This window comes from Stackebrandtia sp. (genome assembly GCF_035643755.1).
Taxonomy (GTDB): domain Bacteria; phylum Actinomycetota; class Actinomycetes; order Mycobacteriales; family Micromonosporaceae; genus Stackebrandtia.
This window is the reverse complement of sequence record NZ_DASQPW010000305.1, coordinates 1-16,689: the sequence shown is the minus strand read 5'-3', so window position 1 is coordinate 16,689 and position 16,689 is coordinate 1. Positions and strand designations below refer to the sequence as shown.

Annotated in this window: 18 protein-coding genes; 12 read left to right on the top strand and 6 right to left on the bottom strand. The window is 70.0% G+C overall.

Features of this window, described 5'->3' with window-relative positions; all coding sequences use genetic code 11:
- Positions 1–85: 85 nt before the first annotated feature.
- The 5 genes from VE172_RS24100 to VE172_RS24080 are packed head-to-tail and all read left to right on the top strand — an operon-like array spanning position 86 to position 4,307.
- Positions 86–622 (top strand): sigma-70 family RNA polymerase sigma factor, encoded by a 537-nt coding sequence (locus tag VE172_RS24100; protein WP_324804558.1) that lies wholly within the window; start codon positions 86–88, stop codon positions 620–622.
- An 8-nt stretch (positions 623–630) separates the two neighbouring features.
- Positions 631–1,146, top strand: coding sequence for a MauE/DoxX family redox-associated membrane protein (locus VE172_RS24095; protein WP_324804557.1), 516 nt, complete (start codon positions 631–633; stop codon positions 1,144–1,146).
- Between the two features lie 14 nt (positions 1,147–1,160).
- Complete coding sequence (locus VE172_RS24090; RefSeq protein ID WP_324804556.1) at positions 1,161–1,928, top strand: DsbA family protein; 768 nt, start codon at positions 1,161–1,163, stop codon at positions 1,926–1,928.
- A 20-nt stretch (positions 1,929–1,948) separates the two neighbouring features.
- Complete coding sequence (locus tag VE172_RS24085; protein ID WP_324804555.1) at positions 1,949–3,028, top strand: hypothetical protein; 1,080 nt, start codon at positions 1,949–1,951, stop codon at positions 3,026–3,028.
- A gap of 31 nt (positions 3,029–3,059) precedes the next feature.
- Complete coding sequence (locus VE172_RS24080; RefSeq protein ID WP_324804554.1) at positions 3,060–4,307, top strand: MFS transporter; 1,248 nt, start codon at positions 3,060–3,062, stop codon at positions 4,305–4,307.
- Between the two features lie 726 nt (positions 4,308–5,033).
- On the opposite strand, the gene purE is transcribed toward VE172_RS24080, so the two are convergent.
- Genes purE through VE172_RS24065 form a run of 3 tightly spaced genes read right to left on the bottom strand, consistent with a single transcriptional unit; the run spans position 5,034 to position 7,124 of the window.
- Positions 5,034–5,519, bottom strand: a complete 486-nt coding sequence (purE, locus tag VE172_RS24075; protein WP_349258529.1) for a 5-(carboxyamino)imidazole ribonucleotide mutase — start codon at positions 5,517–5,519, stop codon at positions 5,034–5,036.
- A 32-nt stretch (positions 5,520–5,551) separates the two neighbouring features.
- A complete protein-coding gene (locus VE172_RS24070; RefSeq protein WP_324804552.1) occupies positions 5,552–6,703 on the bottom strand; it encodes a 5-(carboxyamino)imidazole ribonucleotide synthase in 1,152 nt (383 codons plus the stop codon).
- 10 nt (positions 6,704–6,713) lie between these two features.
- Complete coding sequence (locus VE172_RS24065; protein WP_324804550.1) at positions 6,714–7,124, bottom strand: hypothetical protein; 411 nt, start codon at positions 7,122–7,124, stop codon at positions 6,714–6,716.
- 173 nt (positions 7,125–7,297) lie between these two features.
- Between VE172_RS24065 and VE172_RS24060 the strand changes: the two genes are divergently transcribed.
- From VE172_RS24060 to VE172_RS24045, 4 genes are all read left to right on the top strand, one after another.
- A complete protein-coding gene (locus tag VE172_RS24060) occupies positions 7,298–9,733 on the top strand; it encodes a sigma-70 family RNA polymerase sigma factor (RefSeq protein WP_324804548.1) in 2,436 nt (811 codons plus the stop codon).
- Positions 9,734–9,816: 83 nt separating this feature from the next.
- Entirely contained in the window at positions 9,817–10,314 is a 498-nt protein-coding gene (locus tag VE172_RS24055; RefSeq protein WP_324804547.1) for a GtrA family protein, read from the top strand.
- A gap of 60 nt (positions 10,315–10,374) precedes the next feature.
- The gene (locus tag VE172_RS24050; RefSeq protein ID WP_324804546.1) at positions 10,375–10,914 is read left to right on the top strand and encodes a GtrA family protein; all 540 of its coding nucleotides are present in this window, start codon (positions 10,375–10,377) and stop codon (positions 10,912–10,914) included.
- A gap of 9 nt (positions 10,915–10,923) precedes the next feature.
- Complete coding sequence (locus tag VE172_RS24045; RefSeq protein ID WP_324804545.1) at positions 10,924–11,400, top strand: MaoC/PaaZ C-terminal domain-containing protein; 477 nt, start codon at positions 10,924–10,926, stop codon at positions 11,398–11,400.
- Positions 11,401–11,402: 2 nt separating this feature from the next.
- Here the strand turns inward: VE172_RS24045 and VE172_RS24040 are convergent, their stop codons facing one another.
- The 3 genes from VE172_RS24040 to VE172_RS24030 form a co-directional block, all read right to left on the bottom strand.
- Entirely contained in the window at positions 11,403–11,933 is a 531-nt protein-coding gene (locus VE172_RS24040; RefSeq protein ID WP_324804544.1) for a PH domain-containing protein, read from the bottom strand.
- A gap of 68 nt (positions 11,934–12,001) precedes the next feature.
- The gene (locus VE172_RS24035; protein ID WP_324804543.1) at positions 12,002–12,979 is read right to left on the bottom strand and encodes a TrmB family transcriptional regulator; all 978 of its coding nucleotides are present in this window, start codon (positions 12,977–12,979) and stop codon (positions 12,002–12,004) included.
- A gap of 21 nt (positions 12,980–13,000) precedes the next feature.
- The gene (locus tag VE172_RS24030; protein ID WP_324804542.1) at positions 13,001–13,792 is read right to left on the bottom strand and encodes a biotin--[acetyl-CoA-carboxylase] ligase; all 792 of its coding nucleotides are present in this window, start codon (positions 13,790–13,792) and stop codon (positions 13,001–13,003) included.
- A 100-nt stretch (positions 13,793–13,892) separates the two neighbouring features.
- Here VE172_RS24030 and VE172_RS24025 point away from each other — a divergent pair, with 100 nt between their 5' ends.
- The 3 genes from VE172_RS24025 to VE172_RS25795 form a co-directional block, all read left to right on the top strand.
- Entirely contained in the window at positions 13,893–15,476 is a 1,584-nt protein-coding gene (locus VE172_RS24025) for an acyl-CoA carboxylase subunit beta (protein ID WP_349258526.1), read from the top strand.
- Between the two features lie 113 nt (positions 15,477–15,589).
- The gene (locus VE172_RS24020; RefSeq protein ID WP_349258525.1) at positions 15,590–16,597 is read left to right on the top strand and encodes an NYN domain-containing protein; all 1,008 of its coding nucleotides are present in this window, start codon (positions 15,590–15,592) and stop codon (positions 16,595–16,597) included.
- On the top strand, positions 16,594–16,689 hold a 96-nt coding region (locus tag VE172_RS25795; protein ID WP_414715150.1), incomplete at its 3' end, for an acyl-CoA carboxylase epsilon subunit. The genes VE172_RS24020 and VE172_RS25795, both read left to right, overlap by 4 nt.

Genomic DNA, 16,689 nt, shown 5'->3' with positions numbered 1-16,689 from the left:
GCGGGCGGTGGTGCAGTTCATGCCGGGATAGTCGTTGTCGGGCGCCGGATAGTTCCCGTCCATGGCGCACCGTATGGTTTTTGCCGTGACGCCCCCGTCCGACGACTCCGCCACCGCGCTGGCGCTGTCCGCCCGCGACGGCGACCCGGCGGCCGTGGCGGCCTTCGTGCGCGCCACCCAGTCCGAGGTCTGGCGGCTGTGCGCGGCGCTGTCCGACCGCGACGCCGCCGACGACCTGACCCAGGAGACCTTCGTGCGCGCGCTGAAGGCCCTGCCGTCGTTCGCGGCGCGCTCCAGCGTGCGCACCTGGCTGCTGGGCATCGCGCGGCGCACCTGCGCCGATCACGTCCGGGCCCTGGTGCGGCGGCGCGGGCTGGCGCGGCGTGCGGTCGATCACGCCGTGTGGGTGAGCCCCGACGCCTCGGAGGCGGTAAACATTGCGGATCTGTTGGGACGTCTTAGTCTTGAGCGGCGCGCGGCGTTCGTTCTGACTCAGGTGGTGGGGCTCACCTATGCCGAGGCGGCGGTCGTGGAAAATGTCCCGGTGGGCACGATCCGATCCCGGGTGGCGCGCGCCCGCGAAGAGCTGCTTGACGCCTGGCGCCAAGCGGTAACCGTGTAGGAGGCCGAATGAGCACCACCAAGAGCGAGGACACCCGCGACGCCAAGGCGTCCACTCCGGAGAAGATCCTGCCCTGGGTGGGGCTGGGCGCCCGGTTGCTCACCGGCGTCGTATGGGTCATCGCCGGCGGGATCAAGCTGTCCGACCTGAAACAGTCGGTGTACGCGGTCAACGCCTACCAGATCCTGCCCACCGGGCTGGCCCGCGTGGTCGGCATCGGGCTTCCCCTGCTCGAGGTGGGAGTGGGCGTGCTGCTGATCCTCGGCCTGGCCACCCAGGCCGCCGGCGCATTGTCCACTGTGATGCAACTGGCCTTCATCATCGGCATCTCCGCCGCATGGGCGCGGGGACTGAGCATCGACTGCGGCTGCTTCGGCGGCGGCGGCCAGCTCGCCGCGGGCCAGCACCCGGTCTACATCTGGGACATCCTGCGCGACGTTGGCCTGCTACTGTGTTCGGCCCTGCTGGTTTGGCGACCGCGCACCAAATTCTCCGCCGATCAGATGATCTTCACGACGAAATGAGAACCTTTTAAGCCATGGCGAAACGCTACGACAAGAAGCAGGAAGCCGCCCGCAAGATGCGGCTGCAGCAACAGCGGGAGCAGAAGCGCAAGCAGTTCATGGTCGGCGGAGGCATTCTGGCCGTCGTGGTGCTGATTGGCGCGATCGTCGCGGTTGGTCTGTATCTCAACCAGTCCTACGACATCAACACCCCGAAGGCCAAGCACTCCCAGTACGGCCTCAGCCTGGGCAGCAGCAAGGGCAAGGTCAAGCTGGAGCTGTACGAGGACTACATGTGCCCGGTGTGTGGGCAGTTCATGAAGGGTGATCCGCAGAACCAGGTCCAGGGCTCGGAGGACATCATCACCAAGGCCGCCGAGGAGGGCTGGATCGACCTGACCTACCACCCGCTGGGCCTGTTGGACGAGCACTCCACCACCGACTACTCCAGCCGCTCGGCGTCGGCGGCGGTGTGCGCGGCGGACGAGGGGCAGGACAAGTTCCTGGCGTACACGAAGACCCTGTACGCCAACCAACCCGAGGAGAACGGCCCCGGTCTCACCGACGGCAAACTGGTCTCGCTGGGCAAGACCGACGACGTCGGCCTGGGTTCCAAGTTCAAGAAGTGCGTGGACAACGACACCTACCGGGGTTGGGTCAACCAGATGACCGACCACACCACGGGCAAGGGCATCACGTCGACACCGACCATCGTGCTCAACGGCAAGCAGCTGGACAACTGGTCGAGCTTCTACGACGACTTCACCAAGGCGTTGAAGAAGGCCGGATACAAGGTGAAGTAACGCCACGTAGCCTGGCAGGCATGAGCGATGCCCCGGCGGATCCCGGCCGACCTCGGTCGCGCGGTCTGGTCGGGGCATTGCTGTTTCTGGCGATCGTGCTGGCGCCCGGGACGGCCTTCGCGCACGGGACGCAGCGGGTGGCCGACAGCGACTATCGGGCGCGCATCACGTCACAGGACACACTGGACGGTGTGCGGGTGAGCCTGGTGGAGGCGGGGAGCCGCTTCCAGCTTCGCAACGACTCGGGGCGCTCGGTGGAGGTGCTGGGGTATTCGGGGGAGCCGTACGCGGAGGTGCGTCCGTCCGGTGTGTACATCAACACGTACTCCCCCGCCGCGTATCTCAACAGCCCCACCGACGCCACGACGATGCCGTCGGTGCCCGCGACGGCGTCGGTGACGGCGCCCCCGGTGTGGGCCAAGGCCTCGGGGCAGCACGAGTTTCGGTGGTTCGATCACCGGGCACATTGGATGAACGCCGCGCCGCCGCCCGGGGTGGCCGCCGACCCCGACCGCGATCAGCGGGTGGGGACCTGGACGATCGAGCTGCGCACGGGCACCACGATCCACACCGTGAGGGGAACGCTGGAATGGGTGGCGCCGCCGCGGCTGTCCACCTGGCTGGCGACGGCGTTGTTGTTGGCGGGGGCGGTCGCGGCGCTGGCGGTGCCCACGGTGGAGCGTCAGGGGCCGCGGTGGGCCCTGGTGGCGGTGACGGGGGCGGCGGGACTGGCGGCCATGGTGGACGCGGTGGGGCGGTCCCTTGTGGCCGCCGATCTGAGCACGGGGTGGTTCGGCGCCCTGGTTGCCGACGAGTCCTGGGGCTTCATGGCGGGGGTGGCGGCGCTGGGTGCCGCGGTCTACGCCGCGCTGCGCAGGCCCGGAGCCGATCTGGCCCTGGGGATCGCGGGAATCGCGGTGGCGATGCTCGCGGGGTTCTCGCATCTCGCGTCGCTGTCGAACGCCGTCACGCCGACGCCCTGGGGCGGGGATCTGGCCCGCGGCCTGGTGACGGCGGCGCTGGGGATCGGCGTCGGGCTGGCGGCGGGAAGTCTGGTGCGGGCGCGGCGTGTCGCGCGGATCACGGCGTCGGCCGATTGAAAACAGTACGTGTGTACTGTTAACTGGGGTGATGCCCCGTCCGCTCACCGCCCGCCTCGCCAAGCTGCTCCCCGACCCCGGACCCGCCCGCGCGCTCACCTACTCCTCCCTCGTCAACTCCATCGGCCGCGGCCTGTTCGTCACCGCGTCGGTGGTCTTCTTCCACCAGTCCGTCGGGTTGTCGGCCGCCCAGGTGGGCCTGGGCATGACGATCGCCGCCGTCGTCGGCCTGTTCGCGGGTGTCCCCATGGGACACCTCGCCGACAAGGTGGGCCCGCGCCTCATCACCGTGGTGGCGGGCATGACCGCCGCCGCCTGCATCCTGTGCTACCTGCTGGTGCACCACTGGTGGGCCTTCGTCCTGGTGGCCAGCGCCGCGGCCTTCGCGCAGGCCTCGGCCCAGGCCTCGCGCGGCGCCCTGATCGCGGGCAGCGTCCCCGCCGAGCAGCGCGTCCGCACCCGCGCCTACCTGCGTGCGGTGACCAACGGCGGCTGGACGATCGGCGCGCCGCTGGCGGGAATCGCGCTGTACTACGACGTCCGTGCCGTCTACATGGGACTCATCGCGATCGCCGCGGCCCTCAACGTCGTCGGCGCGCTGCTCAACCTCCGCGTTCCCAAGCTCCCGCCTAGGGAGTCCTCGGCCAGGGAGTCGATGTCGACGGCGCTGCGCGACCGCCCCTTCCTCACCCTGGCCGTCCTCAACGCCATCATGAACATCCACTTCGGAATCCAGAACGTCGCGATCCCCCTGTGGGTCGTCGAACGCACCAACGCCCCCGCCTGGGTGATCTCCCTGGTCGCGGTCATCAACACCGTTTCCGTTGTGGCCCTTCAGGTCCGTGCCAGCCGCGGCAGCGGCACGGTCGACGGCGCGGCCCGCGCCATGCGCCGAGCGGGGTTCCTGCTCCTGGCCGCCTGCGTCCTGTACGCCCTGGCCGCGGGCGAACCCGCCTGGGTCGCGGCCGTCGCCCTGGCCCTCGGCGCCGCGGTCCACGTCATCGGCGAGCTCCTCCACGCCTCGGGCGGCTGGGGCCTGTCCTACGACCTCGCGCCACCCCACGCCCAGGGCCAGTACCAGGGCCTGTTCCTCACGGGCTTCCAGATCGCCGACATCGCGGCGCCCGCCCTGCTCACCACGGCCGTGGTCGGCTGGGGACTGCCAGGCTGGGTCCTGTTCGGAGCGATCTTCGCCGCCACGGGCATGGCCATCCCCGCCGTCGCCCGCTGGGCATCCCGCACCCGCGTCACTCCCGTTCCCGATCCCGCGGTCGCGTAAGGCTTCGCGGTCGGGCCAAGGCGCGGACTCCGAAGACCTCCCTCTGCCGCGGCAAGGTGAAGGAGCCAGCTCCAGTGGGGATGGTGCACACCAACGCGTCCTCGACGCGGTCCCGCCCCCGCTCGGCCGCGGCGAGGTGGGGACGCCAGGCCCAGTGGGGACAACGCAATCCGCAGCATCCTGGAGGCGATTCCACACCCGCTCGGCCATAGCGAGGTGGGGGCGCCACCTCCAGTGGGGACGGTGCATAGCACTACGTCCTGGACGCGGTTCCACCCCCACTCGGCCATGGCGAGGTGGGGGCACCAGCCCCAGTGGGGACGATGAACACCAGTGCGTCCTGGACTCGGTTCCACCCCCGCTCGGCCATGGCGAGGAGAGGACATCACCTCCCCATGGGGACAACGCAATCCGCAGCATCCTGGTCGCGGTTGCACACCCGCTCGGCCGCGGCGTAGTGAAGACGCCCCCCAATGGGGACAACGCACACCGACGTGTCCTGGACGCAGACGCACCACCGCTCGGCCATGGCGAGGTGTGGTCGCCAGCTCCAGTGGGGACGGTGCATGGCACCACGTTCTGGACTCGGTGCCGCCCCTGTTCCGCCGCGGCACCCCGTCCGCCCGACGGGAGGGAGTCGCAGTGGGAAACGCCTGGTTGTCCCCGCGACCCGTCTTGCGGTCGCTCGCCCGCAGGCCACCGCCCGCAGGGCAGGGGGAGTCACGGTTAGCTGGAGGTGTTGTCCCCCAGGGATTGCCGCAGTTTGGCGTCCTTGTCGGCGACCATGGTCTCCAGGTCGGATTGGAAGGCCCGCAGTTTGTCGCGCAGACGGGAATCCTTGGCGCCCAACATGCGCACCGCCAAGAGGCCCGCGTTGCGGGCGCCGCCCACCGACACCGTGGCCACGGGGATTCCCGCGGGCATTTGGACGATGGACAGCAGCGAGTCCATCCCGTCGAGGTGTTTCAGGGGAACGGGGACGCCGATGACGGGCAGGACCGTGGCCGAGGCGACCATGCCTGGCAGGTGGGCGGCGCCGCCCGCGCCCGCGATGATGACCTCCAGGCCCCGATCGGCGGCACCGTCGGCATAGGACAGCATGCCGTGGGGGGTGCGGTGGGCCGATACCACCCTCACCTCGTAGTCCACATCGAACTCGTCGAGGGCGTCGGCCGCGGCCTTCATGACGGGCCAGTCGGAGTCGCTGCCCATGATCACGCCGACCGAGGGTCGGTTCGCGTCGCTCACTTGTGGAGTCCTTCCGGGTTCCCGTCGCGCAGCCAGGCCGCCGCGCGTCCCGCCCGCCGCCGCAGCTCGGCGAGGTCGTCGCCGAGCACCGTGACGTGGCCGATCTTGCGGCCGGGACGGACGTCCTTACCGTACAGGTGGACGCGGGCGCCGGGGTCCTCGGCGAGCAGGCGTTGCAGGCGTTCGTCCAGTCGGGAGCCGCCGGGCTCTCCCCCGAGGACGTTGGCCATCACGGTGATCGGGGCCGTGGGTTGGGTCTCGCCGAGCGGGTAGTCGAGCACCGCGCGCAGGTGCTGCTCGAACTGGGAGGTGCGGGCGCCCTCGATCGTCCAGTGTCCACTGTTGTGGGGGCGCATGGCGAGCTCGTTGATCAGCGGGCCGTCGTCGGTGTCGAACAGCTCCACCGCCAGCATTCCCTGTACGTCCAATGCGGACGCCACGCGTTCGGCGATGGCGCGCGCCGCGTCGGCGACCTCGCTCGGCAGGTCGGGGGCGGGCGCGATCACCTCGGTGCAGATGCCGTCGCGCTGCACGGTCTCCACCACGGGGTACACCGCGGTCTCGCCGCGCGCCGAGCGCGCCACCTGCACCGCCAGCTCGCGCCGCAGCCGCACCCGCTCCTCGGCGATCAGCGGCACGCCCGCGGCCACCAGCTCGGCGGCCTGGGCGGCGTCGTCGATCATGAACACGCCCTTGCCGTCGTAGCCGCCCGTGGCGGTCTTCACCACGCACGGCGTCCCGAAGCGCTCGATGTCGGCGACCGTGGAGACGTTCGCCCAGCGCGGCATCGGCAGGCCGAGCTCGCCCAGGCGGCGGCGCATCGCCGCCTTGTCCTGCGCGTACACCAGCGTCGCCGCGGAGGGGCGCACCACCGCGCCCTCCGCCGCGAGCGTCTCGAGGTGCGCGTTGGGCACGTGCTCGTGGTCGAAGGTCACCACGTCGCAGTCCTTGGCGAAGGCGCGCAGGGCCTCCAGGTCCTCGTGCGACCCGATCCGCACCGCCGGGGCGACCACCGCGGCGGAGTCGGCGGGCGAGGCCGCCAGCAGCCGCAGCGACTGCCCCAGCGCGATCGCCGCCTGATGCGTCATGCGGGCCAGCTGCCCGCCCCCGACCATGCCCACCACGGGAAGCTGAGTGTGAAGATCCACGACGACAAGGCTATTCGGCGAGTTCGTCGAGCAGTTCCAGGGCCAGGGGCAACTCGCCGGGGAGCCCCTCCAGCCAGACCCGGGGCGGGCGCCCCAGGCCGGTGACGCGGCCCAGCCGCATCCGCAGCTTGGCCACAATGGATGACAACCGATCGTCACGAGTGATCAACGCCATGGCCAGACCCGACGCGGTCAACGTCACGGCCGCGCCGATCACCTCCGACAGGATCCGCGAGTACGTCAATCGCTGGGCCAACCCGTCGAATCCCTCGGCGTCCCCCGAGCCCGACACCACCACGAGCGCGTGCTCGCGGGCGCGTCCCGTGGCGTACAGAGTTTCCAGCCGCTCGCGCAGATCGGCGAGCGCGTCGGTGGCGAACTCCCTCGTTCGGCCACAAAGGAACCAATGCAGCGTGTTCATAACCGTCCCAACAGTGAGGAGTCATTTACTTAGAGTGAGACTGTCGATTTTCCGACGCAACTGCGACGCGCGTCGGGTACCGCGATGACGCTCTTTCCTTTACTGTGATGAACAGCCCGTATCTGTCCGGTTCCCCGTGGGGAGCATCACACCTGAGAAAGACCAAGCATCACATGGCATCCCAGCACGCCGACGAGCCTGCCCCCGGCCCCAACGACACCGTCGACGAGCCCAGTGACGCCGAGCTCATCACCGCCACCCGCGGCGGCGACACCACCGCGTACGGGCAGCTGTACGAGCGGCACGTCCAGGCCGCCAAGAAGCTGGCGCGCATCCTCGCCCGGGACGCCGCCGAGGCCGACGACCTCGTGTCGGAGACCTTCGCCAAGATGCTGGCGACCCTGCGCGACGGACGCGGCCCCGACCTGTCCTTCCGCGCCTACCTGCTCACCACCCTGCGCAACACCTTCTACGACCGCACCCGGCGCGACAAGAAGGTCGAGTTCACCGACGACATGACCCGCCACGACCCGGGCCAGGAGTTCGAGGACACCGCCGTGGCCGGGCAGGAGCGCCGCTACGCGGCCCGCGCCTTCCACCGCCTCCCCGAGCGCTGGCAGATGGTGCTGTGGCACACCGAGGTCGAGGGCGAGACGGCCGCGCAGGTCGCGCCGCTGCTCGGCCTCACCGCCAACGGCGTCTCGGCGCTGGCCTACCGGGCCCGCGAACGCCTGCGGCAGATGTACCTCCAGGAGCACATCGCCGACTCGCCCGCGGCCACCTGCCGCTGGACCGCCGACCGGCTCGGCGCGCGCGTCCGGGGTGGACTGTCCCACCGGGACGAAACCAAGGTGGACGACCACCTCGAGGAGTGCACCGCCTGCAAGCTGCTGTACATGGAACTGACCGAGGTCAATTCCTCGATGCGCGGGGTGCTGGCCCCGCTCGTCCTGGGCGCCGCCGCACCGATCTACCTGGGCGGTGCCGCCGCCAAGGGCGCGATCGCCGCGGCCTGGCTCGCCCCCTTCGCCGCGATCGGCAACTGGTTCCGCCGCGGCTTCAACTGGATCCGGCGCATCGCCCAGCAGATGGGCGGCAAGGGCGGCGCGATCGCGGGCGGCACCGCCGCCGCGGCCGCGATCGTCGCGCTCATCCTGGTGGCCTTCCACACCAGTCCGCCGCCACCGCCCAACGCCGACGAACCCCCCTCCTCGACCAGCACGCCGCCCGACGACAAGCCGGACAAGCCCGATAAACCCGGCGACAAGCCCGGGCACGACAAGCCCGGACCCCACGACAAGAACAAGCCGCCCCCGGGCAAGAAGCCCGGCGACAAGAAGCCGCCGAACCCGGACCTCACGGTCAACACCGACCCGTCCGGCTCCAGCCTGGTCTCCGGGCAGCGCGGCAGCCTGCCGGTGACGATCCGGGCCCCCAAGCAGCAGAAGGAAAAGAAGACCACGGAGTCGGCGCACAACACCGTCGGCATTCCGCATCTGGACACCGCCACCGCCTCCACCTCGCTGGTGGTGAAGCTCCCCGAGGGCATCACGTCGGTCGGCGGCAGCGCCGGTGACGGCTGGCAGTGCCTGGCCGACGGGTCGACCGCGAGGTGCCAGCGCGGGCCGCTGTCCCCCGGCAGCTCCACGGTCGCCAAGGTCCCGGTGTCGGTGCCGCTGGAGATCAGCGGCTTCCAGGTCTTCGACGTGTCGGTGTCCGGTGCGGGCCTGTCCGGCGACAAGCAGCTGCGGGTGCCGGTGGCCCCGGCAGGCATGCGCACCGCCTTCGCCTCCGAGGACGCCACCGGCATCGGCAACGCGGGCAACACCTTGCTGACCTGCCACCCCGAGCCCCACTGCCGCGACGGCGCGTCCGACAACCAGACCTCCCTGATGCACCCGTACCACGCGTCCGGCGCCCCCTCCGGCATCGACCGGCACTGGGGCGCCAGCGGGGCGAATCTCTCGCTGCCCGCGGGCGCGCGGGTGATGTGGGCGGGCCTGCACTGGGCCACCTCCGGCGACTCCGCCATCTCCCACGTCAGCCTCGCCACCCCCGGCGGCGGCTGGCACGGCCTGGGCGCGAGCTACTCGTGGTCCGGACAGGCGCGTCCGGTGCACGAGTCGGTCGCCGACGTCACCGGGATGATCGGCGGCTCGGGAACCTACTGGGTCGGCGTCGACGACGACCAGCTGCCGTGCGGCCCGATGCAGTACGCGGGCTGGAGCCTGACCGTGGTCTACCAGGTGCCGGGCGCCGCGCCCCGCGAGACCGCCGTCTACGAGGGCCTGGCCCAGCCGCGCGCCGAGGACACCCTGAGCGTCACGCTGCCGCAGTCCGGCGACACCCGCATCGACTACACGCTGTGGGACGGCGATCGTTCGCTCATGGGCGACAACCTGAAGATCGACGCCACCACGGTGGGCCAGGCGGGCAATCTCGGCCACGGCTGCTCGGCCTCCGCCGTCGAGGGGGCCGGCTTCAACACGCTCGGCGTGGACGTGGGCGCCGTCAGCGCCTCCAACTCCGCGAAGTCGCACGCCGTCCTGTACACCGGCTACGACCCGCTGGAGATAGGCGTACTCGCCGTGTCCACCTCGCCACCGTAAACAACAGGGAAACCGGCCTGTGCCGACGCGCGTCGAAGCATGTATGACAATGACGCCACCGCTTCGAGGCAAAAGAGGTACCGGTGACCGCGTCCAGTTCGCAACCGCGACCGTCGTTGCGCGTCCGAGTGCTGCGGCTGCGGCACGAGGCGGGCAAGTTCGTCGGCGTGGGCTCGATCGCCTACGCCGTCGACCTGGTGCTCTTCAACGTCGCCCACTACGCGTGGGGCATGGGCGCGATCCTGGCCACCGTGGTGTCGACGACCCTGTCGGCGAGCGTGGCCTTCGTCGGCAACCGCTACTGGACCTGGCGGGACCGCCCGCGCGGGGGCCTGCACCGCGAGTACTTCTGGTACTTCCTGTTCAACGCCGTCGGCCTGGGCATCAACCTGATCTGGGTGGCGCTGTACAACTGGCTGAACCTCCGCTGGCCGTCCGTTTTCGACAACTGGGTGGCGCTCAACCTGTTCGCCAAGGTGATCGGCGTGGGCACCGCGTCGATGTTCCGCTTCTACTCCTACCGAACCTGGGTGTTCGCGGACAAGCCGTCCGCCCGCGCCGGCCGCGACGTCACCGGCTGACCCCTGGCCGTTCGGCCGAGGCCCACACTCCCCGAAACCACCGCGCGTAGGGTGGTCGCCGTGCGTTTTCTCCAGCGACTGCCGCGGCGGTGGCGGCCCCTCGCCGAAGAGATCATCAAGTTCGCCAGCATCGGCGGCGTCAACACCGTCATCACGATGGTGATCTTCAACGTGCTGTTGAGCATCGGCCCGATCAAGGCCAACGTGGTCGCCACCGTCGCGGCCACCACCTGCTCGTACTTCCTCAACCGCCACTGGACGTATCGCCACCTCCCCAAGACCTCGCTGCGCCGCGAGTACACCCTGTTCTTCCTGTTCAACGTCGCCGGGTTCGTCATCGAGTCGGCGATCCTGGGAGTGGCGCGCTACGGCATGGGCTTCGACGAGCACTCCGACGTCCTGGAGTTCAACGTCGCCAAGGTGGCCGGCCTGGTGATCGCCACCGTCTTCCGCTTCTGGGCCTACCGCAGCTTCGTGTTCGGCGGCAAGCAGGTCGCCGAGGCGTCGGCGGCCCGCGGGGTCGACTCGGCGTTCGCCGACATCCTGGCCACCGGCCTGGATGAGACCGACGCCACGGAAAAGTGCCACCGCCGCCGGTAATGTCGCCCCATGCGGATTTCGGGCACCGGCGACGTCGCGACACTGTTCTTTGAGGATCTCCACCCCGGCCGCTCCTTCGAGCTCGGACCGGTCACGGTGGACGACACCGAGATGCGCGCCTTCGCGGCCCGCTACGATCCACAGTGGTACCACCTCGACGACGACCTCGCCGCCGCCGGTTCCTTCGGCGCGGTGACGGCCAGCGGCTGGTACACCGCCTGCCTGTTCATGCGGATGTACGCCGACGCGGTCTTGTCCCGGGCCGCCGCCGACGCCTCCCCCGGCCTGGAGGAGATGCGCTGGACCGCCCCGGTCTACGCCGGCGACGAGCTGACCGGCACCGTCACCATTGTCGACGGACAAACCTCGAAATCCCGCCCTGGATTGGGAACCGTGACCCTCGAGGGCGAGGTGCGCGCGAAGAACCGCGACAGGGTCGTGCTGCGGATGCGCTTTCGCGGCTGGTTCGCCGCGCGCGAGGGCTGACCTCAGATCCCGCCCGAGTCGTCGACACCGGCGCGGTGGTCGCGGTCCTCCTCGACCAGCTTGTACAACGTGGACTGAACCATCTCGACCTTCGGCATGGTCTTGAAGACCACGGCGCCGTTCTCGCTGGCCGACTGCACGACCAGGGTTCCCAGCGCCATCATGCGTTGCAGCACCGACTGTTCGAAGGAGACGTCGTTGACCCTCGCGTATGGAATGTCGCGGCCCTTGCGGGTGATGATGCCCGAGCGCAGCAGGAGGCGGTGGGTGGTGAAGACGTAGTGGGTGGTGATCCACGACAGCCAGGGGATCACCGCCAGCCACAGGATCACGATGACGGCCAGGGCCACCACGATCCAGCGGGCGTAGGAGGCCCAGGAGCCCCAGGAGTCGCGGATCGCGCTGGAGGCGATGACGCCGACCGCCGCGAAGACGATGAACCACATGACGGGGCCGAGAAGTTGGATCCAGTGTGGACGAAGATTGAGGACGACCTTCTCATCCTCGGCAAGCAGATTGTCCGGAAACCTCATGTTCTTCCCCCGCCGCGCGCGTGAACCCCTCGACACGAAGTTACCGCATCGGCGGCGTCGAGCCGGGTCTAAACCACCCATCCCTTTCGGGACGCCTGCCAGCCGAGCTGGATGCGGGTGTCGACGCTGGCGGCGTCCATCAGGTCGCGGACCCGGCGTTGCACCGTGCGCAGGCCGACGCCGAGGCGGGCGGCGATGGCCTGGTCGGTGAGGCCCGCCAGCAGCAGGGACAGCAGGAGGCGATCGTCGGGATCGGACGGTCCCGAGACCGCGTGGGGGCCGATGGCGACGTCGCCGTTGATCGGGGCGGGCACCGCGGTGGACCAGATCTGCTCGAAGAGGCTGACGGCGCAGGCGACCAGGGCGGGGTGTTCGGTGCGCAGCGCCACGGGCTGGGTGCCGGGGCCCATGATCAGGGCGATGCGGTCGTCCACCACCAGGAGCTTCACCGGCAGGGCGCCGGCGAAGCGGATCTGGACGCCGCGCTTGGCGGAGCGGCGGATGAGTTCCAGGACGTCGGCGTCGTCCAGCAGCGCCTTCTCGTAGAGGGTGCGGTAGCGGATGGACTCGTCGGCGGGGGAATCGCTGATGTTGCCGCCGTCGGTGGTGATGATGGGGTGGCGCATGAACATGCGCACCTCCTGGCGGGCCTGGGCGTTGAGCTGGGTGAGCTGGGAGGCGATGGCGCGCAGACCCGTGATGGTCTCGGAGTTGGGGACGCCGCCGTAGCCCGCGCGGGAGGCGCGGTAGACGCGTTCCATCTCGTCGACGGCGGCGTAGCCGCGGCGCAGGCCGTCGAGGCGCTCGCCGAGCAGGGCCACAATGGAGGATTCGGGCGGGGCGGCGGTGAAGCTGTCGTCGGCGACCATCTTGGCCAGCCCGCGGTTGGTCAGGGCGATCAGCAGGCGGTCGGCCTCGGCGATCGGGATGCCCAGGCCCTCGGCGAGGGCGGGCGGCGCCAGATCGGCGTGGGCCAGCAACATCCGATAGGCGTCCTCCTCAGCAGGACTCAACCCCACCGCACCCAGCGCGTGGCCGTCGATCACCCAGCACCTCCTAGAGCCTGTTTACCGTACGTGTTGAATGTCCCCCGCCGCCACGGAAATATGTCCGTCCTCAGTGTTTACTCGCAGCCGCCCGTCGTTGTCGATGGCCAGGGCCTGGCCGTCCAGGGAGCCGCCGTCGGGCAGCGACACCGTGACCTGGCGGCCCAGGGTGTGGCAGCGCAGGCGGTAGCCCTCGGCCAGCCCGCTCGCCACGGGGTCGCCCTGGGTGGCCTCCCAGGTGGTGTACCAGCGCGCGATCCGATCCAGCAGGGCCGCCAGCAGCCGGGCGCGGTCGACGGCGACGGCGCCCTCCAGCTCGAGGGACGTGGTGTCGGGGCGCGGCAGCTCCTCGCGCCGCAGCGACACGTTCAGGCCGATGCCCACCACCACCGAACCCGCCGCGACCTCCGACAGGATGCCGGCGCACTTGCGATGTTCGGGCCCCACCAGGACGTCGTTGGGCCACTTCAGCGCGGCGGTCACCCCGCACAGCTCGGCGATGGTCTGGCTGGTCGCCACCCCGGCCAGAAGCGGCAGCCAGCTCCAGCGCAGCGCGGGAACGGTGGGGCGCAACAGCATCGACACCGCGAGGCCCGCCCGCGGCGGCGACACCCAGGAGCGCTCGGCGCGCCCGCGTCCGGCGGTCTGTTGCTCGGCGGCGATGACGGTGCCCGGCGGCACCCCCGCGATGGCCCGCTGGGACAGCAGGGTGTTGGTGGACCCGACGCTGTCGAGCACCTCGACCGAGGCCCACATGCGGCTGCGTCGGCACCATTGCCTCAGCCAGTCGGCGTCGAGCGGTGCCCTGTCCATTGAGGTCCCTTCGCGGGTCGCGAGCCGATGCGGTTGTCTCCCCCAACCTAATTGGTGTCTCGGCCCCGAGGCAAGAGCGGGTGCGGAAGCGGGCGGTACCATGCCCGTCGTGCCGGAAATCGATATTCACTCCACCGCCGGAAAGCTCGCCGACCTGTCCGCCCGCCGCGAGGCGGCGCTGCACGCGGGGTCCGAGCGAGCCGTGGAGAAGCAGCACGCGCGGGGCAAGAAGACCGCGCGGGAGCGCATCGAACTGCTGCTCGACAAGGACTCCTTTGTGGAGCTGGACGAGATGGCGCGGCATCGTTCCGTCAACTTCGGGATGGAGGCCAACCGCCCCTACGGCGACGGCGTGGTGACCGGGTACGGCACCGTCGACGGCCGCGAGGTGTGCGTGTTCGCGCAGGACTTCACCGTCTTCGGCGGCTCGCTGGGCCAGGTGTTCGGCGAGAAGATCGTCAAGGTGATGGATCTGGCGCTCAAGACCGGCCGCCCCATCGTCGGCATCAACGACTCCGGCGGGGCCCGCATCCAGGAGGGCGTGGTCTCGCTGGGCCTGTACGGCGAGATCTTCCGCCGCAACGTGTTGGCCTCGGGCGTGATCCCGCAGATCTCACTGGTGATGGGCCCGTGCGCGGGCGGCGCGGTCTACTCCCCCGCCATCACCGACTTCACCGTCATGGTCGACCAGACCTCGCACATGTTCATCACCGGACCCGACGTGATCAAGACCGTCACCGGCGAGGACGTCGGGATGGAGGAGCTGGGCGGCGCCCGCACCCACAACGTCACCTCGGGCAACGCCCACTACCTGGCCGCCGACGAGGACGACGCGATCGACTACGTGAAACAGCTGCTGGGCTTCCTGCCCAGCAACAACCTGGACGAGGCGCCCGACTACCACGCGCCCGCCGAGGACCTGGTCGCCGCCGCCGACGCCGCCCTGGACACCCTGGTGCCCGACTCGGCGAACCAGCCGTACGACATGCACACCGTCATCACCACCGTGCTGGACGACGGCGAGTTCTGCGAGGTGCAGCCGCTGTTCGCCCAGAACATCGTCGTGGGCTTCGGGCGGGTCGAGGGCCGCAGCGTCGGCGTGGTGGCCAACCAGCCGATGCACTTCGCCGGCTGCCTCGACATCGACGCCTCCGAGAAGGCCGCCCGCTTCGTGCGCACCTGCGACGCCTTCAACATCCCGATTCTCACCTTTGTGGACGTTCCGGGCTTCCTGCCGGGCACCGACCAGGAGTACAACGGCATCATCCGGCGCGGCGCCAAGCTGCTGTTCGCCTACGCGGAGGCCACGGTGCCCAAGCTCACCGTCATCACGCGCAAGGCCTACGGCGGCGCCTACGACGTCATGGGCTCCAAGCACCTGGGCGCCGACCTCAACTTCGCCTGGCCCAGCGCGCAGATCGCGGTGATGGGCGCCCAGGGGGCGGTCAACATCCTGTACCGCCGCGACCTGGCCGCCGCCGACGACGCCGAGGGCCGCCGCGCCGAGCTGATCACCGAGTACGAGGACACCCTGTGCAACCCGTACGTGGCCGCCGAGCGGGGCTACGTCGACGGCGTGATCGCCCCCTCGACGACCCGCCGGGAGCTGACCCGGGGTTTGCGCCTGCTGCGATCGAAGCGAGAGTCACTGCCTCCCAAGAAGCACGGGAACATCCCGCTGTAACTCCCGTGTCCCCACGCCTCACGTTGGTGGGCTGCGCCACACCCGATTCCGGTAGTTTCGACATGGGCAGGTGATCTTCACGACCCATTTAAAGTCTACATTGGAGTTGGGTTATGTCGGTACTCGAGCATGATTGTTTCAAAAACGCCTCGCGACGCTACGCGATCTTGATCGACGTCGGGTACCTGTACGCCGCGGCGGCCGAGGTGTTGTTGGGCGCCACCTCCCGCCGCGAATACAAAGTTGACGCCGAGAAACTCATCAAGACGCTGATCGCCCGGGCCGCCGACCAGCTGCCCAGCGGCGAGCTGCTGCGGGTGTACTGGTTCGACGCCGCCCGGGACCGCGTCCCCACCGTGGACCAGCGGGTGATCGCGCCGATGGCGCTGGTCAAGGTGCGCCTGGGCAACCTCAACTCCCGCGGCCAGCAAAAGGGCGTCGACGCCATGATCCGCACCGACCTGGAGCAGCTGTCGCGCCACCGCGCCATCAGCGAGGCGATCCTCCTGGCCGGGGACGAGGACATGGTCCCCGCCGTGGAGATCGCCCAGGCCTACGGCGTCAGGGTGCACGTGTGGGGCGTGGAACCGCCGTACGGCACCAACCAGGCCGAGCGCCTGCTGTGGGAGGCCGACACCCTCGACGAGATCTCCGCCGAGTTCTGCAAGCCCTTCTTCACCAAGCTGGGCACGGCCGCCGCCGCCTCGGCCAAGATCGTCGGGGCGCCGATGGCCGAGCCGGAACCGCAACAGCCGTCGCCGGCCTCGGTGTTCGGCGCCCGCCAGTCGGTGGCGGTGACGATGAGCGCCGCCGACGCCCTGGAGGTGGCCGAGCAGGCGCGCCCGTCGTTCGTGCGCACCACCACCGGCGACCGCTTCGACCAGGAGACCGTCTCCGGCATCGGCGAGTACGTGGCGCACAAGTGGATCCTCACCCGGGGCCGCGAGAACATCGCCGACCTGCTGCCGGGCCCCACCCTGCCCACCGTCATCGACAAGGAGCTGCTGGTGGAGGCCGAAAAGGAGCTGGGCTATTCGCTGCGCGACCACCCGGGCGCCCGGATCTGGGTGCGCGACGGCTTCTGGGAGCGCGTCAACCGCGAATTCGATCTGGAAAGATGACCGGCGTGGACATCCGCGTTACCGCCGGGACCCCCGAACCGGACGAGCTCGCCGCGCTGGTCGCGGTGCTGGCCGCGCGCACCCGCCGCCCG